General features: G+C 70.4%; 20 protein-coding genes and 1 other RNA gene. 12 read left to right on the top strand and 9 right to left on the bottom strand.

Translation table 11 applies throughout. The annotated features are described in order from the left end of the window. Positions 1-5 precede the first annotated feature (5 nt). Positions 6-102, bottom strand: an RNA gene (gene ffs, locus NF681_12500) — signal recognition particle sRNA small type. 132 nt (positions 103-234) lie between these two features. Between ffs and dnaX the strand changes: the two genes are divergently transcribed. The 5 genes from dnaX (at position 235) to NF681_12475 (ending at position 4984) form a co-directional block, all read left to right on the top strand. Beyond that, positions 235-2277, top strand: a complete 2043-nt coding sequence (gene dnaX / locus NF681_12495; GenBank protein ID UST53149.1) for a DNA polymerase III subunit gamma/tau — start codon at positions 235-237, stop codon at positions 2275-2277. A gap of 104 nt (positions 2278-2381) precedes the next feature. Continuing rightward, positions 2382-2705, top strand: a complete 324-nt coding sequence (locus NF681_12490) for a YbaB/EbfC family nucleoid-associated protein (GenBank protein ID UST53148.1) — start codon at positions 2382-2384, stop codon at positions 2703-2705. A 33-nt stretch (positions 2706-2738) separates the two neighbouring features. Then, positions 2739-3329: a recombination mediator RecR gene (recR, locus tag NF681_12485; protein UST53147.1), complete on the top strand. Its 591-nt coding sequence runs from the start codon at positions 2739-2741 to the stop codon at positions 3327-3329. Between the two features lie 21 nt (positions 3330-3350). Further along, the gene (locus NF681_12480; protein ID UST53146.1) at positions 3351-3743 is read left to right on the top strand and encodes an MAPEG family protein; all 393 of its coding nucleotides are present in this window, start codon (positions 3351-3353) and stop codon (positions 3741-3743) included. Between the two features lie 200 nt (positions 3744-3943). After that, complete coding sequence (locus tag NF681_12475; GenBank protein UST53145.1) at positions 3944-4984, top strand: ABC transporter substrate-binding protein; 1041 nt, start codon at positions 3944-3946, stop codon at positions 4982-4984. A 47-nt stretch (positions 4985-5031) separates the two neighbouring features. Here NF681_12475 and NF681_12470 read toward each other — a convergent pair whose 3' ends face one another. After that, positions 5032-6678, bottom strand: coding sequence for a transglycosylase SLT domain-containing protein (locus NF681_12470; GenBank protein ID UST53144.1), 1647 nt, complete (start codon positions 6676-6678; stop codon positions 5032-5034). Further along, positions 6675-7463, bottom strand: coding sequence for a hydroxyacylglutathione hydrolase (gene gloB, locus NF681_12465; protein ID UST53143.1), 789 nt, complete (start codon positions 7461-7463; stop codon positions 6675-6677). The genes NF681_12470 and gloB overlap by 4 nt, the downstream gene beginning before the upstream one ends. Positions 7464-7482: 19 nt before the next feature. On the opposite strand from gloB, the gene NF681_12460 reads away from it, so the two are divergent. After that, entirely contained in the window at positions 7483-8247 is a 765-nt protein-coding gene (locus NF681_12460) for a class I SAM-dependent methyltransferase (GenBank protein ID UST55761.1), read from the top strand. Positions 8248-8345: 98 nt separating this feature from the next. Beyond that, a complete protein-coding gene (rnhA, locus tag NF681_12455) occupies positions 8346-8795 on the top strand; it encodes a ribonuclease HI (GenBank protein UST53142.1) in 450 nt (149 codons plus the stop codon). Positions 8796-8811: 16 nt separating this feature from the next. Here the strand turns inward: rnhA and NF681_12450 are convergent, their stop codons facing one another. The 5 genes from NF681_12450 to moaA all read right to left on the bottom strand — a co-directional run bounded on the left by NF681_12450 (position 8812) and on the right by moaA (position 13631). Beyond that, a complete protein-coding gene (locus tag NF681_12450; protein ID UST53141.1) occupies positions 8812-9435 on the bottom strand; it encodes a fumarate hydratase C-terminal domain-containing protein in 624 nt (207 codons plus the stop codon). Between the two features lie 10 nt (positions 9436-9445). Further along, the gene (locus tag NF681_12445; GenBank protein UST53140.1) at positions 9446-10315 is read right to left on the bottom strand and encodes a fumarate hydratase; all 870 of its coding nucleotides are present in this window, start codon (positions 10313-10315) and stop codon (positions 9446-9448) included. 132 nt (positions 10316-10447) lie between these two features. Then, positions 10448-11818 carry a molybdopterin molybdotransferase MoeA gene (locus tag NF681_12440; protein ID UST53139.1) on the bottom strand — a complete coding sequence of 457 codons (1371 nt, stop codon included), beginning with the start codon at positions 11816-11818 and terminating at the stop codon, positions 10448-10450. Beyond that, entirely contained in the window at positions 11815-12495 is a 681-nt protein-coding gene (mobA, locus tag NF681_12435) for a molybdenum cofactor guanylyltransferase MobA (protein UST53138.1), read from the bottom strand. The genes NF681_12440 and mobA overlap by 4 nt, the downstream gene beginning before the upstream one ends. Then, entirely contained in the window at positions 12492-13631 is a 1140-nt protein-coding gene (moaA, locus tag NF681_12430) for a GTP 3',8-cyclase MoaA (protein ID UST53137.1), read from the bottom strand. Before moaA ends, mobA begins: the two co-directional genes overlap by 4 nt. 211 nt (positions 13632-13842) lie before the next feature. Between moaA and NF681_12425 the strand changes: the two genes are divergently transcribed. Both NF681_12425 and NF681_12420 read left to right on the top strand, forming a co-directional pair. Beyond that, positions 13843-14466 (top strand): superoxide dismutase, encoded by a 624-nt coding sequence (locus NF681_12425; protein UST53136.1) that lies wholly within the window; start codon positions 13843-13845, stop codon positions 14464-14466. Positions 14467-14553: 87 nt separating this feature from the next. Continuing rightward, positions 14554-15462: a ZIP family metal transporter gene (locus NF681_12420; protein UST53135.1), complete on the top strand. Its 909-nt coding sequence runs from the start codon at positions 14554-14556 to the stop codon at positions 15460-15462. Between the two features lie 27 nt (positions 15463-15489). On the opposite strand, the gene NF681_12415 is transcribed toward NF681_12420, so the two are convergent. Beyond that, a complete protein-coding gene (locus NF681_12415; protein UST53134.1) occupies positions 15490-16923 on the bottom strand; it encodes an aldehyde dehydrogenase family protein in 1434 nt (477 codons plus the stop codon). Positions 16924-17070: 147 nt separating this feature from the next. On the opposite strand from NF681_12415, the gene NF681_12410 reads away from it, so the two are divergent. The 3 genes from NF681_12410 (at position 17071) to ppa (ending at position 18437) form a co-directional block, all read left to right on the top strand. Beyond that, positions 17071-17442, top strand: coding sequence for a hypothetical protein (locus tag NF681_12410; GenBank protein UST53133.1), 372 nt, complete (start codon positions 17071-17073; stop codon positions 17440-17442). Further along, positions 17429-17707, top strand: coding sequence for a hypothetical protein (locus tag NF681_12405; protein UST53132.1), 279 nt, complete (start codon positions 17429-17431; stop codon positions 17705-17707). Before NF681_12410 ends, NF681_12405 begins: the two co-directional genes overlap by 14 nt. 202 nt (positions 17708-17909) lie before the next feature. Beyond that, complete coding sequence (gene ppa, locus NF681_12400; GenBank protein ID UST53131.1) at positions 17910-18437, top strand: inorganic diphosphatase; 528 nt, start codon at positions 17910-17912, stop codon at positions 18435-18437. The last annotated feature ends 9 nt before the right edge of the window (positions 18438-18446 follow it).

Here is an 18446-nt window from a genome sequence, read left to right as displayed (position 1 = left end):
ATGAGGTTGACGAGCCTTACCCCCGGCACTGACTACGCAGTTAGGGCTGCTTGGTTCCCCACCTGACCCGGTTGGCCGCTTCACCATGCGGGGAGGCCCGTCAACCGCCATTGTAGACCGAAGGACGTTTGACCCTGATGGCCCTCGGTGATTGCGAAACGGGCGTTGCGGCGACCCGGCGGACGCATCGCCATGCGACCGGGCGGGCCCCGTGCGGCACGTAAAATCGCCCCGATGTCCTATCTCGTGCTCGCTCGCAAATACCGGCCCCGCAACTTCGAGGAAATGGTCGGCCAGGAGCACGTGGTGCAGGCGTTGTCCAACGCGCTGACCACCGGTCGGCTGCATCACGCCTACCTGTTCACCGGGACGCGCGGCGTCGGCAAGACCACCGTCTCGCGCATCCTGGCCAAGTCCCTCAATTGCCAGGGACCCGACGGGCAGGGCGGCATCACGGCGCATCCGTGCGGCGTGTGCCAGGCCTGCCGGGACATCGACGCCGGCCGTTTCGTGGACTACACCGAACTCGACGCCGCGTCCAACCGGGGCGTCGACGAGGTGCAGGCCCTGCTGGAGCAGGCGGTCTACAAGCCGGTGCAGGGGCGCTTCAAGGTCTTCATGATCGACGAGGTGCACATGCTCACGAACACCGCGTTCAACGCGATGCTCAAGACGCTGGAGGAGCCGCCGGAGTACCTGAAGTTCGTCCTCGCCACGACCGATCCGCAGAAGGTGCCGGTCACGGTGCTGTCGCGCTGCCTGCAGTTCAACCTGCGCCCGATGGCGCCCGAGACCGTGCTGGAGCACCTGACGCAGGTGCTCGCGACCGAGCAGGTCGAGGCCGAGCCGCAGGCGCTGCGCCTGCTCGCGAGGGCGGCGCGCGGATCGATGCGCGACGCGCTTTCCCTGACCGACCAGGCCATCGCGTTCGGCAACGGCGCGCTGCGCGAGGACGGCGTGCGCCAGATGCTCGGCAGTGCCGACCGCGGCCATGTCTTCGGCCTGATCGACGCGCTCGCGCGCGGCGACGGCCGCACGGTCGTCGAGACCGCCGAGACCCTGCGGCGCGAGGGCATCGCCGCGGCGTCGACGCTGGAGGAGATGACCACCGTGCTGCAGTCGATGGCCGTGCTGCAGGCGGTGCCCTCGCGCGCAGCCGCCGCGGCGTCGAACGACGCCGATCCCGATGCCGCCGAGACCGCGCGCCTCGCCGCCGCCATGCCCCCCGACGAGACGCAACTGCTCTACAGCCTGTGCCTGCACGGACGCGGCGAACTCGGCCTGGCCCCCGACGAATACGCGGCGCTCACGATGGTGCTGCTGCGGCTGCTGGCCTTCAAGCCACCGGGCGGGCGCGCGCAGGAAGGGACGGCACCGTCCGAGCAGGAAAAAAAAACTCCGCCGCGTGAGTGTCCGATGCCGGATGCGGCGGCGCGTGCGGTGCCCACCGGCCGCGTGCCGACGGCCGCTTCGGACGGTGTCCAGGCGCAGGTCGAACGTCCCGCGCCGGTGAGCGGCGTCGCGGCGTCCGCGCCATCGCCATCGCCCATCGCCGCCACGAGCCCGATGGCCGCCACGCCCGCCACGCCCGCCGCGCCGTCGACGATGGCGTCGTCCTTCGTGTCCCGCGCCACGGCGCCGCACGGGCATCGTCTGCCGGTGCGCGAGGCGTCCGTGCCGGCGTCGGCGGTCGATGTCCGGCATCCCGACGACGGCGAGCCACCCGACGAACTGCCGCCGGCCGACCGCGTGCTGGCCATTCCGGTGCGCGTGCAGCCCGAACCCCCGGGCCGGGAGGCGTCGCGCGACCGGTCGGTGGTGGACGCCGGCGATGCGGTGCGTCGCGTCGCGGCGGGCGGCGCCGGAGCGGCCGGCGCGCAGCCGGTCGAGCCCAGCGAGGCCGGCGATTTCTGGCATGCCACCGTCACGCGGATGGTGGTGGCCGAAGCCATCACCGCGCTGGCGCGGGAACTGGCGCTGCAGTCGCAACTGGTCGCGCGCGACGTCGACCGCTGGCTGCTGCGCGTCGAGCGCGAATCCCTCAACCAGCCGTCGAGCCGCGACCGCCTGCAGGCCGCGCTCGCCGCGCTCGGCCACGGCGTGACGATCGCGATCGAGATCGGTGGCGTCACCGACAGTCCCGCGCGTCGCAACCGGCTCGCCGCCGAGGCCCGCCAGCGCGCGGCCGAGGAAGCGATCCACAACGACCCCGAGGTGCAGTCGATGATGCGCGACTGGGATGCGAAGATCGTCCCCGGATCGCTCAAGCCGGCCTGACCCGGCCGCCTCCTGCGGAACGCCGCGCCGGGGCCCCGTCCGATCCACCGATTCGCTGATTCGCACCTTTTCATTTCAACCCCAACCTTTCCAGGATCAAGACCATGTTCAACAAGGGACAACTCGCCGGCCTCATGAAGCAGGCCCAGGCCATGCAGGACAACCTCAAGAAGGCGCAGGAGGAACTCGCCCACATCGAGGTCGAGGGCGAATCGGGCGCCGGCCTGGTGAAGGTGCTGATGACCTGCAAGCACGACGTCAAGCGCATCACCATCGACCCCAGCCTGCTGGCCGACGACAAGGACATGCTGGAGGACCTGGTGGCCGCCGCCTTCAACGCCGCCGTGCGCAAGGCCGAGGAGGTGAGCGAGCAGAAGATGGGCAAGCTCACCGCCGGCCTCCCGCCGGGCATGAAGATGCCTTTCTGAGGTTCGCCGTGACACCGACCGTGCCGCCACGCCATGGCTGACGCCAGTTCGCTCGAAGCCCTCGTCGAGGCCTTGCGCCGGTTGCCCGGCGTGGGCGTGAAGTCCGCGTCGCGCATGGCCTTCCACATGCTGCAGCACGACCGCGCCGGCACCGACCTGCTCGCCCGCGCGCTGCAGCAGGCGGCCGCGCGGGTGCGCCATTGCGACCGCTGCAACACCTTCACCGAGGGACAGGTCTGCAACGTGTGCCTCGACCCCCGCCGCGACGCGACCAAGCTGTGCGTGGTCGAGACGCCGGCCGACCAGGCCGCGCTGGAGCGCACCGGCGCCTTCCGGGGCTACTACTTCGTGCTGATGGGACGCCTGAGCCCGCTCGACGGCATCGGGCCGCGCGATATCGGGCTGCAGAAGCTGTTCGACCGCGCGCTCGACGGCGTCGTGAGCGAGGTCATCCTCGCGACCAACTTCACCGCCGAGGGCGAGGCCACCGCGCACGTGGTGGGCGAGGCGCTGCGCCAGCGCGGCCTGACCGTGACGCGACTGGCGCGCGGCGTGCCGGCGGGCAGCGAACTCGAGTACGTCGACCTGGGCACCATCGCCCACGCCCTGGTCGATCGCCGCTGAGGACACAACGAGAACGCATCGATGGACATTCCTTCCCTGACACTGGCGTACTGGTGCGTGCTGGCGGCCGCCGTGCTGCCTTATCTCAGCGCCTACCTCGCCAAGGTCGGTGCCTACGGACCGCGCGACAACGCCGCGCCGCGCGAGTGGGCGTCGCGCCAGAGCGGCTGGCGTTCGCGTGCCAACGCGGCGCAGGCCAACGGCTTCGAAGGCCTGCCGTTGTTCATCGGCGCGGTCGTGATCGCGCACCAGCTCGGCGCCGCGCAGGGCCGCATCGACCTGCTGGCCTGTGCCTACGTCGTGTTGCGGGTGCTCTACGTCAGCCTCTACGTGGCCGGCGCCGGAGGCTTGCGCAGCGCGGTGTGGGCGCTGGGCTTCGCGGTCAACGTCGCGATCCTCTTCGCGGGGCGCTAGCTCGATCCCGCAGCGCCGGAGCCGGTCGCGCGCGGGTGTGGCCGCCGACGTCCGAGGCCTTTGTTCTCGCGTGGAAACCCGCAGGGGGATGTTCCCGATGACGTGGCTCCGACGCGCGATTTAAGCTCTCGCCGAACAACACAACGACGAATGGACGGGGCGCGACGAACGGGCGCTGCGTCGGGGGGAGTCAACGCTCAATGACGAATCGCCGCACTTTTCTCCATGGCACCGCCGCCGTGCTGGGGGCCGCTTCCCTCGCGATGCCCGGTGTCCGGGCGCAGGCCAGGCTGGAGAAGGGCCGCATCGCGATGGCGGTGGGCGGCAAGGCGGCGTTCTATCACCTGCCGCTGACCGTGAGCCAGCAGCTCGGCTACTTCCAGGACGAGGGGCTGGACGTCGAGGTCACCGATTTCGCCGGTGGGGCGCGGGCCCTGCAGGCGGTCATCGGCGGCACCGCCGACGTGGGCGCCGGCGCGTACGAGCACACCATCAACCTGCAGTCCAAGGGCCAGGTCTTCCAGTCGATCGTGATGCAGGCGCGCGCGCCGCAGATCGCGGTGGGCGTGTCGACCCGGACCCTCGCGGGCTACCGTGGCGTCGCCGACCTGCGCGGCCGCAAGATCGGCGTGTCCGCGCCGGGCGCCTCGACCCACATGGTCGCCAGCCTGTTCCTGTCACGCGCCGGCCTGCATGGCGCGGACGTGAGCTACGTCGGCGTCGGCGTGGCGGCGGGGGCTCTGGCGGCGATGCGCGCCGGCCAGATCGACGCCATCAGCAACATCGACCCGGTCATGACGATGCTCGAGCAGAAGGGCGACGTGAAGATCCTGTGCGACACGCGCACGCAGAAGGGCACGCTCGACCTGTTCGGCGGGCCGATGCCGGCGTCCTGCGTGTACGCGCCGATCGAGTTCGTGCAGAAGAACCCCCGGACCTGCCAGGCGATCGCCAATGCCGTGGTGCGCGGGTTGAAGTGGCTGCAGACGGCCGGTCCCGGCGACATCATCAAGACGGTGCCGGAGGCCTACCTGCTGGGGGACCGCGCGTTGTACCTCTCGGCCTTCGACAAGATGCGCGAGGCGATTTCGGTGGACGGTCTGGTGCCGCCCGACGGACCCAGGACGGCGCTGGCCGCGCTGACCGGCTTCGATCCGGCGATCCAGGGCGACCGGGTCGACCTCGACAAGACCTACACCAACCGCTTCGCGCAGCGCGCCAAGGACCGGTTCCACGCCTGATCCAGGGCGTGTCGCAGGCCGTACGGGGCCGCGACATGCCCGGGGCGTCAGCGCTTCTTCTTGTCCGCCGCCGTGGGCGCGACGGCGGCCGCGCGCTTTTCCCGCACGACGGGCTGCCGCGCGGCGGCCGCCGCCGGGGGCACCCTTCGGACCGTCGACGTCGATGCGGTCCGCTTGAAGGAGCCGCCTTTCTGCGCCGGGACCGCCACGGACGGCGCGGCGGCGGGCGTCCGGACGACGGCGCGTTGCGCGGCCGCGTTGCCGCTGCCCACCTGCGCCGAGCCCGCCGCGCGCACGGGCACGAACACCACGACCTGATAGCCGCGCTGGAAGGCATGGGTGGGCTTCACGTCGTTCCACTCGGCGACGCTGGCCGCGCTCACGCGGAAGCGGCGCGCGATGCTGGCGACGCTCTCATTGCGCCCGGCGTTGACGAGCGTGCGGCGGGTCACGATCTCGGGCTGGAAGCTCAGGTGGCCGGTGTCGGCGATCAGCGCGTCCACGTCCTCCAGCACGCGCGCGTTGCGCGGCACGATGAGCGTCGAGCCGGCCTTGATGAGCATGCGCGGGGGCACGTTGTTGATCGCGCGCAGGTCCGGCTCGCTCATTCCCGAGCGCTGGGCGGCGTCGGCCACGGTCATGGTGGTGGGCACGGTCCAGGCTGTCCAGCTCGCGTACTGGCCCTGCGTGTAGGCGTCGAAGTTGCGCTGGAAGACGGCCGCGTTGTCCCACGGCAGCAGGATCTGGGGCGTGCCGGCGGCCAGCAGCACCGGCTTGTGGGCGGCCGGGTTGAGCGCGCGGAAGTCCTCGACGCGCACGTCGGCGAGCTTGGCGGCGAGCGACACGTCGACGTCGCGCGTGAGCACCACGGTCTGGAAGTAGGGGTGGTTGGCGATCACCGGCAGGTCGACCCGGAAGCGCTGGGGATCGGCGACGATGTTCTTCACCGCCTGCAGCTTGGGCACGTAGTTGCGCGTCTCGGCCGGCATGGCGAGGTCGGTGTAGCCGGTGGGCAGCCCCGCGCGCTGGTTCCTGGCGATGGCGCGTCCGACGCTGCCTTCGCCCCAGTTGTAGGCGGCCAGCGCCAGGTGCCAGTCGCCGAACATCGTGTAGAGGCGCTGAAGGTAGTCGAGCGCGGCGCGGGTCGAGGCCAGCACGTCGCGTCGGTCGTCGCGGAAGATGTTCTGCTTGAGGTCGTAGTCGGTGCCGGTCGCCGGCATGAACTGCCACATGCCGGCCGCGCGCGCGCTGGAGACGGCCTGCGGGTTGAAGGCGCTCTCGATGAAGGGCAGCAGCGCCAGCTCCGTGGGCATGTTGCGGCGCTCCAGCTCCTCGACGATGTGGAAGATGTAGCGGTTGGAGCGCTCGGTCATGCGCTGGACGTAGTCGGGGCGGCTGGAATACCACTGCACCTGGTCCTGCACCAGGTCGTTCTCCAGGTCGGGCATCTTGAAGCCGCGCCGGATGCGGTCCCACATGTCGACGGGCGGCGCCAGGTTGGCGACGCTGCGCGAGCCGAAGGCGCCCTCGGTGATGGGTGTGAGGGAGCCTTCCGGATACACCGGCGCGGCGGTGCCGCTCTGGAGTGCGGTGCCCCCGGCGGAGGGCGAGGCGATGGCGGCGGGATTGGACGTGCTGGCGCAGCCCGTGAGGAAGAGGGCACCGGCCAGGATGGCCGCGATCTGAAGTTTCATCGGAAATCGTTTTTCCACTGGCGCAACGCGGCGAAGACGTCGACCTGCGCGCTGTCGGCGGCAAGCCCGTCATGCACCTGCAGTGCGTCGAGGACGGTGGCTTCGCGGCTGCGAAGAAAGGGGTTGATTCGGCGTTCGAGGCCCAGCTGCGCGGGCAGGGTGGGCTGTCCGCGCGCGCGCAGGGCCTCGCATCGCGCCGTGTAGTGAGTCAGCTCGGCGTTGTCCGGTTCCACCGCACGGGCGAAGCGCAGGTTAGCAAGTGTGTATTCGTGGCCGCAGCACACGCGGGTGGCGTCGGGCAGGGCGGCGAGCGCGTCGAGCGAGGCCAGCATCTGCGCCGGCGTGCCCTCGAAGAGTCGGCCGCAGCCGCCGGAGAACAGCGTGTCGCCGCAGAACACGAGCGGCGCCCGGGCATCGGCGCCCGTGGTGGCCGGCAGGAAGAAGGCGATGTGGCCGGCCGTGTGGCCCGGGATGTCGAGCACCTCGAAGCGCAGGCCGAGCGCCTCGGCATGGTCGCCCTGGGCCAGCGGCACGAAGGGGGCCGGAATGCGTTCGCGCGCCGGTCCGAAGACCTTTGCGCCGGTCGCCTCGCGCAGCGCGGCCACGCCGCCGGTGTGATCGCCGTGGTGGTGCGTGACTAGAATCGCGGCCAGTTGCAGGGACTCGCGCGCCAGCGCCTCGAACACCGGTTCGGCCTCCCCGGGATCCACCACGATCGCGTGGCCTCCGTCGTGCAGCATCCAGATGTAGTTGTCGGCGAGGGCGGGCAGCGGAACGAGGGTCATGAGCGGTCAAATTATAGGTTTGGAGGATTGGTTCGAGACCCCGCCCGGACGTCACCTGCTGACGTGGGAACAGGCCCAGTTCGATCATGCGGTGGCCGATGTCTTCGGCTACCACGCGCTGCAGCTCGGTTCGGTGGGCGTCGACGGCCTGCGGGCCAACCGCATGCCGCACCGATGGGTCGCCGATGCGTCGGGCGACGCGGGCGGACGACGGGCCGCGGTGCTGTTGACCGAGTTCGACGCCTTGCCGTTCCAGGCTTCGAGCCTGGACCTGGTGCTGCTGCCGCACACGCTGGAACTGAGCCACGATCCGCACGCCACGCTGCGCGAGGTGGAGCGCGTGCTGGTGCCCGAGGGTCGCGTGATGCTGTGCGGCTTCAATCCGGCCAGCCTCTGGGCCATGCGCCAGCGCCGCGCGCACCTGTGTCGCCGGCTCGGTCTGGGCGAGCTGTTCCTGCCCGAAGCCGGCGAGTCCATCGGCCACTGGCGCATGCGCGACTGGCTGCGGCTCCTGGGCTTCGAGGTCGAGTCGGTGCGTTTCGGCGTCTACCGGCCGGCCTTCCGCACCGAGGCCTGGCTGGCGCGTTTCCGCTGGCTCGACGGCGCGGGCGAGCGCTGGTGGCCGATCTTCGGGGCGGTGTATTTCATGGTGGGGGTCAAGCGGGTGCGCGGGCTGCGGCTGCTCGGCGCCAACTGGCGGCGCAGCGCGCAGCGCGCCGGCGCGCCGGTCCCGATCGCCGGCCGGGTCCACCGGCGGCCGCCGCCCTCGTCCGGCACGCCCTGACCGCGGACCTTCCGGCCAGCCGGAGCGCGTGTTCGACCGACCGGCGGCGCGACCCCGCATTCCCCAAACATTCACCCAACCCCACGAGGACACGACCCTTGACCGAAGTACAGATCTACACCGATGGCGCCTGCAAGGGCAATCCCGGCCCGGGCGGCTGGGGCGCCTGGCTCAAGTCGGGGGCGACGGAGAAGGAAATCTTCGGCGGCGAACTCGTCACCACCAACAACCGGATGGAACTCGAAGCCGTCATCGAGGGCCTGTCAGCGCTCAAGCGTCCGTGCAAGGTCGTCATCTACCTCGACAGCCAGTACGTGCGCCAGGGCATCACCGAGTGGATCCACGGCTGGAAGGCCAAGGGCTGGCGCACGTCCACCAAGCAGCCGGTGAAGAACGCCGAACTCTGGCAGCGGCTGGACAAGCTGGTGCACGAGAGCGGGCACCTGATCGAGTGGCGCTGGGTCAAGGGCCATTCGGGCGATCCGGGCAACGAGCGCGCGGACATGCTCGCCAACAAGGGCGTGCTGCGCGCCCAGGGCCGGCTCTGAGGCGTTCGTCGCCTGTTCAGGCCTCGGCGCGGCGCGCTGCCAGCCGTGCCAGGATCTCCGGCAGGCGCTCCTTGGCGCTGGCCTGTTCCTCCGCGTACAGGCTGCGGCCGTGGGCGTCGATGCCGACGGTGGCCGGCCCCAGGCCCTCCACCCGCAGACGCACCAGCCGGTAATGCATGAGCATGTCGCTCCAGCCGATCTGCACCACCTCCTTGACCGCCGCCGACAGCAGCGTGCAGCCCCCGCCGAGGAACGAGAGATAGACGCAGCCGGCCGCGCGCATCGCCGGCAGGCTGGCGGCATCGAGCCCGCCCTTGCCGCCGATGGCATGCCAGCCGAAGCCCTCGATCAGCCGGGGCATGACCGGATTGAAACGCGTGCTGGTGGTCGGGTTGATGTAGAGGACCTCGAAGCGGCCGTCGGTCTCGCGGCTGAAGCTGCCCAGGTGGAAGATGGACGCGCCGCGCAGGTCCATCGGCGGCGCCTCGTGGCCGTCGAGGCAGCGCAGCATGCGCTCGTGGGTCGGGATGCCGGCGGTGACGATGACCTCGCCGTCGATGACGACCAGGTCGCCGGCGCGCAGCGCGCGCGCGTCGGCCTCGCTCAGGGGAAAGTTCAGGCGGTGCGTGCGGATGGTCATGGTGTCCGGCTCATTCGACCGTCTCGACGCGGCCGTCGTTGTAGAGGCGGGCACGGGTCCGGCGGTTGATCCAGCAGTTGAAGGCCACAGCCACGGGCGTGAAGCCGTGGCCGGCGCAGTAGTCGACGTGCACCGCCAGCGCGGTGCTGTCGCCTCCCGTGCCCATCGGCCCGAAGCCGGTGCTGTTGACCGCCTCCACCAGGCGCTGTTCCATCGCGGCCACCATCGGCTCGGGATGCGGCTGGCCGATCGGGCGCAGCGTCGCCTCCTTGGCCATCTTGGCCGCGTAGTCGAAGGTGCCGCCCACGCCCACGCCGATCACCACCGGCGGGCAGGGCTGCGAGCCGGCCTTGACGACCGTCTCCAGCACGAAGCGCTCGATGGTGGCCAGGTCCGGGAAGCTGAAGATCTCCAGTGCCGCCCAGCGCCCGGAGCCCAGCGCCTTGGGCGAGCAGGTGATGTCGACGAAGTCGCAGTCGTCGACCAGGTCGAAGGTGATGATGGGCATGCCCTTGCCCCGGTGGCCGCGCGCCAGGGTCAGGGGGTGCGTCACGTGGGGCAGCAGCGGCGGCTGGATGGTCTCCACGAGCCGCTCGAAGCCCTCGGTGATCGCCTCGCGCACGTTGCCGGCGAAGCGCGCCTGGGTGCCCACGCGCACGAAGTACACCGGCACGCCCGCATCGGAGCAGACGAAGTGCTGCGTGCGCGCCGCCGCCTCGGCACTCTGCAGCATGATCTTTAGCGTGTGGCGCGCCGTCTCGTTGCCGTCGCGCGCCAGGGCACGGCGCAGGGCCGCGTCGGTGTCCTTGGGGATGCCGCGCAGCGAGCGGTCGTAGAGCTGGGCGCTGACGTCGCGCAGGGTGTCGTGGCCGATGGTCATGGGTTGGGTCTTCCTGCGCGCATTCTGGGCCGGGGGGCCGGCGGCGGACAGGACGCCAAGGTACTACCAGCTATGACGAATGTCTCCCCATCCCGGCGCGATCCGGCGTGTCCTTCCTCGCGCGCCCGCGCTTCAGGCCGGGTCGTCGAGCAGCATCACGTCGACCAGTTCGCCCGCCGCGACGGCTTCGACCGCCGGGCCGAGCACCACCAGGGCATTGGCCGACGCCATCGAACGGAGCACGCCCGAGCCTTGCTCCCCGGCCAGATGGACGACGGGCCAGTCGCCGGGCACCGTCGTCACGAGGCCGCGCGGGAATTCGGTGCGGCCCGCGCGCTTGCGCACCGGCGTCGCGAGGCGCGCGCGCAGCAGCGGCGGCGACGCGGACCGCGCGGCGTCGTTGCAGCCCATCAGCCTGCGCAACGCGGGCCGCACGAACACCAGGAAGCCGACCATCGCCGCCACGGGATTGCCGGGCAGCCCGAAGAGCAGGGCGTGGCGGTCGGCGCCGGGTGCGCCCGACGGCGGCCGCCCGGCACCGGCGGTCTCCGCCGCCGGGGTGTCCGTGGCGATCACGCCGACCGCCATCGGTCGGCCCGGACGCATCGCCAGGCGCCAGAAGGCGACATCGCCCAGTTCGCGCATCGTGCGGCGGGTGTGGTCGGCGTCGCCGGCACTGACGCCGCCGGTGGTGACGATCGCGTGGGCATCCCGCGCCGCGCGACGCAGTGCCGCTTCGAGCGCCCGGGGCCGGTCCGGTACCGGACCGAGGTCCATCACCTCGCAGCCCAGGCGCGCCAGCAGGCCGCCGATGGCGGCGCGGTTGCTGTCGTAGATGGCGCCGGCGCGGGGGGCCTCGCCCGGACCGAGCAGTTCGTCGCCGGTCGAGAAGTACGCCACCTTCAGGCGGTCGAGGACCGGCAGCGTGGCCCGGCCGACGCTCGCCGCCAGTCCCAGCGCGGCGGGGGTCAGGCGGTCGCCGGCACGCAGCACCGGCTGTCCGGCGCGCAGGTCCTCGCCGGCGTGCCGCCGGTGGGCGCCGGGCGCGACAGCCGTCCGGGCAAAGCTCAGCATGCCGTCGCCGACGTGGCAGGCCTCCTGCGGCACGACGGTGTCAAGGCCATTCGGCATCACCGCGCCGGTCATGATGCGGACCGCCTCGCCGTGCCCGGTGCGGCCGGCGCGCACGGTGCCGGCGAGGACGGTGCCTCCGACGATGCGCAGCCGGACGATGTCGCCATCGCCCGATGCGGTGTCGGACAGCGCGGCGCCGTCGAACGCATAGCCATCCATGGCCGCGTTGTCGTGCGGCGGCACGTCCACGGGCGCGACGATGTCGTGCGCGAGCACGCGGTCGAGCGCGTCGCGCAGCGGCAGCTCGCGGCAATCCAGCGCGGCCGGTTCCCGCGCGAGGCGATCGAGGAAGGCGAGCGCGACGTCGACGTCCAGGTCGTCCGGGTCGTAGCCGGGCAGGGCGGCGGCGATGGCGTCCAGGCGGCTCATGGGCGGAGCGGGTCCGACGCGCGCGCCGGACCTTCGGCCACGCTGGCGCCGCGACCGCGCAGGGCATCGAGTTCGTCGAACGTGTTGGCGTTGCGGAACGCGTCCGGGTCGTCGCCCGGCCGGTCGAACGGCACGACCACGCGCCGGTGCCCGGCGGTCCAGGCGTCGATCTTGCGACCGCCGCCGGCGACGAACCGCCGCAGGCTCTCGCGCAGTCCGGTGCGCAGCAGGCAGCACGCCGGCTGTGGCCGGAGCGAGACGACACCGTGGCGGTCGGCCTGCGACGCCGCCGCCACGGCCAGCTCGGCATCGTGCGCGACGAGCGAGCGCGCCAGCCGCTCGGCGAGATCGGATGGGAACAAGGGCGTGTCGCACGGCACCGCGAGCAGAAAGGGCGTCCCGCACCGATCGAGACCGGCCAGGAACCCGGCCAACGGCCCCGGGTGGTCGGGCAGATCGTCGGACCACACCGGCGCGCCGAACGATTCGTAGACCGCTCGGTTCCGGTTGGCATTGAGCGCGACGCCACCGACCTGCAACCGCAGGCGACGCAGCGCGTGGAGCGCCAGCGGCAGGCCGTCGAACACCTGCAGCCCCTTGTCGGCGCCGCCCATGCGCGTGCCGAGACCACCGGCGAGCACGAGGCCCGTGACGTCCTGCGGGGCGATCGGACTCATCCGCCGATGTAGCTCATCTCGACGCGGCGCGGCGCGGCGCCGCCGCCGTCCGGCTCGCTCGGTCGCGAGGCGCGCAGTTCCGAATAGCGGTCGGCGCGGCCCTGCCAGATCCCGGCGATCTCGTCGAGAAGACGTTCGTCGCTCGCCGCCGGCACGCGCTGGCCGTCGGTGCCGACGTGCTCTCGCACGAGCGGTCGCAGGTCGTGACCCCGCCCGGCGAACAGGCACAGGTACAGCTGGCCTTCGGTCGACAGACGGGCGCGGCTGCAGTCGCCGCAGAACGCCCGCGTCACGCTGCTGATGACGCCGATCTCGCCCAGGGCCGGGTCGGCTTCGCCCGTGGCACCCGTGTAGCCCCAGCGCTGCGCGGTCTCACCGGGCGCGCTGGCTTCCAGCGGCACCAGCGGAAATTCCTCGGCGATGCGGCGCACCACCTCGGCCGAGGGCACGACCTCGTGCATCCGCCAGCCGTTGGTGGCGCCGACGTCCATGTATTCGATGAAGCGCAGCGTGGCGCCGGAACCGCGGAAGCGGCGTGCCATCGGCACGATCTCCTGCGCGTTGGTGCCGCCCTTGACCACCATGTTGATCTTGACCGGGCCCAGTCCCGCGTCGAGCGCCGCGTCGATGCCCGCGAGCACGTCGGCCACCGGGAAGTCGACGTCGTTCATGCGGCGGAACACCGCGTCGTCGAGCGCATCGAGGCTGACCGTGACACGGTCCAGGCCTGCCGCCTTCAGTGCCTTCGCCTTGCGCGCGAGCAGCGAGCCGTTGGTGGTGAGGGTCAGGTCCAGCCGCGCACCGTCGGGCGTGCGCAGTTCGGCGAGCTGCGCCACCAGGGCCTCGATGTTCTTGCGCAGCAGGGGCTCGCCCCCCGTCAGGCGGATCTTGCGCACGCCCTGCGCGGCGAACAGGCGCGCGAGCCGGGTGATCTCCTCGAAGCTCAGCAGCGCCGCGTGCGGCACGTAGGAGTGGTCCTTGTCGAACACCTCCTTGGGCATGCAGTAGCTGCAGCGGAAGTTGCAGCGGTCCGTCACGCTGATGCGCAGGTCGGTCAGGGGGCGTCTGAGCCGGTCGAGCAGGACGCCCGTCCCGGGCCGCGGCCCCGCGACGAAGGGTGGGGTCCGAACCGCCATGCGGCGTATGTCGGTGACGGGAACGAAGGTTTCGATCATGGAGGCGAGGCAATTTAACCCAACGCTCCAGGCGCTCCGCTTCGCGTGGTTACTGCCCGGCTGTAGGCGCCGATGACGCCTTGCAAGGCCTGTGCGGGGTGTCTGACACCCTTGCCGGGAGTAACTATCATGTGATGTCGAATTCCGCCATCAACGTCAAAGAAGGATTTTCATGACCTACGCATTGCCCAAGCTTTCCTATGCCTACGACGCGCTCGAGCCGCACATCGATGCGCAGACGATGGAAATCCACCACACGAAGCACCACCAGACCTACATCAACAACCTGAATGCCGCGCTCGAGGGCACCGAGCACGCCGGCCGGCCGGTCGAGGAACTGATCGCCGGGGTCGAGCAGCTGCCCGAGAAGCTGCGCGCGCCCGTGCGCAACAACGGTGGCGGTCACGCCAATCACAGCCTGTTCTGGACCGTGATGTCGCCCCAGGGCGGCGGCGCCCCCACCGGCGAGCTGGCCCAGGCCATCGATGCCGACCTCGGCGGCCTCGATGCCTTCAAGGAAGCCTTCACCAAGGCCGCGCTGACGCGTTTCGGCAGCGGCTGGGCCTGGCTGACGGTGAGCAAGGACGGCAAGTTGGCGGTGGAGAGCAGCGGCAACCAGGACAGCCCGCTCATGACCGGCATCGGCTCGGGCAACACGCCGATCCTGGGTCTGGACGTGTGGGAGCACGCCTACTACCTGAAGTATCAGAATCGTCGCCCCGAATACATCTCCGCGTTCTACAACGTGGTGGACTGGAATGAAGTGTCCCGGCGTTTCGCCGCAGCCCGCGGCTGACCGGTTCACGTTCGTTTGCGCGGGGCCGGGTGTCGTGTGCACCCGGCCCCGCTTGCGAATCCTGCAACGCTGAAGGCGAATCGTCAGATGGAAGACCACACTTCGGCGCAGACGGCGCGCCTGCCGCGTTCCATGCGCGAACGCATCGCGCTGGGGTTCCTGATCGCCGGTGGGGTCTGGGTCGTGACCCAGACATGGCTGCTCGCCAGCGCCAACCCCGTGATCATGCAGGCGTTGGTCGGGGGCTCCATCGCCGCCATGGCAACGGCCTTGGGAACCGTGCCGGTGATGTTCTCGCAGCGGCTGTCGGACCGGGTGCAGGACACGCTGTTCGGTTTCGGTGCTGGCGTCATGCTGGCGGCGTGCGCGTTCTCGCTCGTCATCCCGGGCCTGGAGGCCGCCAAGTCCATCGGTGTCTTCGGCGGCGGGCGCTGGGCTGCGGGCAGCGTGATCGGCATCGCCATCTTGCTGGGCGCGGCGGCCTTGCTCGCCATGGACCGCTTGCTGCCGCACGAGCATTTCATCAAGGGACGCGAGGGGCAGTCGGCGCAGAAGCTGCGCCGCACCTGGCTCTTCGTCATCGCGATCGCGCTTCACAACCTGCCCGAGGGCCTCGCGATCGGCGTGGGGTATGCGGGCAACGAGGGCGTGCGGGCCAACGCGCTCGCCACCGGCATCGCCATCCAGGACGTTCCCGAGGGGCTGGTGGTGGCCGTCGCGCTGCTGTCGGCTGGCTATCGGCGGACGTTCGCGGTGGCGCTGGGCATGGCGTCGGGGCTGGTCGAGCCGATCGGAGCGGTGTTCGGCGCTGCCATCGTGGGTTACTCGGCGGCGTTGCTGCCCTGGGGCCTGGGTTTCGCCGCGGGTGCCATGCTGTTCGTCATCAGCCACGAGATCATCCCGGAATCGCATCGCAAGGGCCACGAAGCCTTCGCCACCGCCGGCCTCATGGTCGGCTTCGTGGTGATGATGCTGCTGGACACCGCCCTGGGTTGAGCGGGGCCGGCCTGGGCGGCGACCGGCTCAGCCGTGGCGGATGGCCACGGTCTTGAGCGTGGTGAAGCCGTACAGGGCCTCGAAACCCTTTTCCCGACCGTAACCCGATGATTTCACGCCGCCGAAAGGCAGTTCGACACCGCCACCGGCACCGTAGTTGTTGATGAAGACCTGCCCGGCGCGCAGGCGCTTGGCCATGCGGAACTGGCGCGCGCCGTCGCGCGTCCAGACACCCGAGACCAGACCGAACTGCGTCGCGTTGGCCAGCGCGATGGCCTCGTCCTCGTCGTGGAACGCTATCGCCGCGAGCACCGGACCGAAGACCTCCTCCTGCGCCAGCCGATGGTCGACCGGCACGTCGCGCAGCAGCGTCGGCGCCTGGTAGAAGCCGGTCTCGGGCGCCTCGTCGACCACCACGCCCTGCGCCACCATCGGGATGCCGGCGACCTGGGCGTCCGACAGGAAGTCCCAGACGCGCTGCTGCTGGGTCTGGCGGATGAGCGGACCGACGTCCAGGTCCATGGCCGCCGGTCCGACGCGCAACGCCTCGAAGGCGCGGCCGAGGCGATCGAGCAGCGGCTCGTAGATGTCCCGCTGGATCAGCACGCGGGAGCCTGCCGAGCAGGTCTGGCCGGCGTTCTGCACGATGGCGTTGACGATCGTCGGCACGGCCGCGTCCAGGTCGGCGTCGCCGAAGATGAGTTGCGGGCTCTTGCCCCCCAGTTCCAGCGTGACCGGACAGTGGCGTTCGGCCGCGACCTGCTGGATCAGGGTGCCGACGGTCGGGCTGCCCGTGAAACTGATGTGGTCGATGCCTTCGTGACGTGCCAGCGCATCGCCGACCTCGTGGCCGTAGCCGGTGACGATGTTGATCGCACCGGCCGGAAAGCCCGCCTCGGTCGCCAACTGGGCGACGCGCAGCAGCGACAGGCAGGCGTCCTCGGCCGGCTTGACCACGCAGACGTTGCCTGCGGCGAGCGCGCCGCCCACGCTGCGCCCGAAGATCTGCATCGGGTAGTTCCACGGGATGACGTGGCCGGTCACGCCGTGCGGCTCGCGCCAGGTGAAGACGCTGTAGCCGTCCTGGTAGGGGATGGTCTCGCCATGGAACTTGTCGCAGGCCCCGGCATAGAACTCGAAGTAGCGCACCAGCGCCAGGGCGTCGGCGCGCGCCTGCTTCACGGGCTTGCCGCAGTCGCGCTGCTCCAGCCCGGCGAGTTCGTCGGCGTGCTCGGCGATCTTCTGCGACAGCCGCTGGAGGAGGCGACCGCGTTCGGCGGCGCTGACCTTGTGCCAGACGCCTTCGAAGCAATCCCGCGCGGCACGCACCGCGGCATCGATGTCCTCGGCGTTGCCACGCTGGATCTCGTCGAACGGCTGCCCGTCGGACGGATCGATGACGGGAATCGTGCGTCCGGAGGACGATGGCACGGCGGCGTTGGCGATGTGGTTGAGCTGCATGGTGGGAACAGAGGAAACGGAATGAACGGAGGAGCGGGTCCGGGAGTTCGACGCGTCGCTCCGGCTGGTCTCCCGCGCGTGCATCGTAAGGCGAGGGCGACTCGCCGCGCCACTTGCAAAGTCTCCGAAGTGCCCCAGATGATGCGCATGAATGCAACACGCTCTTCCACTCCCAAGTCGCCCCGCGCCGGTCTGGACATTGCCGAAAGGCTGGCGCACCTGCTCGAACGGCTCGACGGCAGCGCGGTGCCGGTCGGTGCCGACCAGTACCGCTCGGTCGTGATGCACCTGGTGCATGAATTCGCCGATGTCGAAGCCAGCCCGGCGCTCGGTCGGTTGCTCGACAGCTACCCGGCCGCGGCCGAGCTCTACGAGAACGTCAACTACGCGCACGCGGGCCTGTGCCGCACGGCCCTGGACGTGTCGCTTTCCGCCGAGATGCGGGCGCGCGACGTCATCGCGCGGGCCATGCGCCGCAAGGACATCGACACCCGGGGTGCCACCGATGTCCAAGGCTGATGTCAAGACGGCCGTGGTGGCCGACGGCTTGCGTTACAAGTCGAAGCCTTCGGGCTCGCCCTTCCGGGCGTCGGCGTCGTTCAGCGGCGCGACCATGTCCTGTTTCATGTGTGGCAAGCATCGTCTGCGCTCGCAGATGCGGACTCGTCAGGTGCTGGGCAAGTCGCAGAGCGTCTGCGCACCGTCGTGCAAGGCCCTCCAAGAGGCCCTGGACGCCGGCGACAGCGGCGTGGCACCCACGCTGCCCCCTGCGACCGAAGGCTGATCACGCTGGGGGGCGATGACCGGCCTGTTCGGTTGAGCGGTCACCCTAGCAGCGTCGGGTGAGTGAAGCGGTGCTTCGAGCCGGGAGAAACTTGCGCGCAGGAAACAAAGGCATTCCGGAAAGTAAACTGCGGGGCGGTTCCGGTCCGGCCGCGCAGCGCGTGCGGCCCGTCTTTCCTTTTTTCCACTCACCGACAACGAACATGTCCCTCGACAAAGTCTCTCCTGGCAAGAACGTCCCCGACGCCTTCAACGTGGTCATCGAAATTCCGATGAACTCCGATCCGATCAAGTACGAGGTGGACAAGGATTCCGGCGCGCTGTTCGTCGATCGCTTCATGACGACCGCCATGTACTACCCGGCGAACTACGGCTTCGTGCCGCAGACGCTGTCGGGCGATGGCGATCCGGTCGATGTGCTGGTCATCGCGCCGTACCCGTTGCTGCCGGGCGTGGTGGTGCCGTGCCGCCCGCTGGGCATCCTGATGATGGAGGACGAGGCCGGCGTCGACGGCAAGGTGCTGGCGGTGCCGACCACCAAGGTGCTGCCCATCTATAGCCACTGGAATTCGATCGACGACGTGAATCCGATGCGTCTGAAGGCCATCAGCCACTTCTTCGAGCACTACAAGGACCTGGAAGCGGGCAAGTGGGTGAAGGTCCTGGGCTGGGAGGGCCTGGACGCCGCGAAGAAGGAAATCCTGGACGGCATCGCCAACTACGCCAAGTGAGGGCTTTGG

It is taken from the genome of Comamonadaceae bacterium OTU4NAUVB1, from assembly GCA_024372625.1.
GTDB lineage: Bacteria > Pseudomonadota > Gammaproteobacteria > Burkholderiales > Burkholderiaceae_C > Variovorax.
The sequence above is the reverse complement of the archived record's forward strand: the minus strand, read 5'-3'. Positions and strand labels throughout refer to the sequence as shown.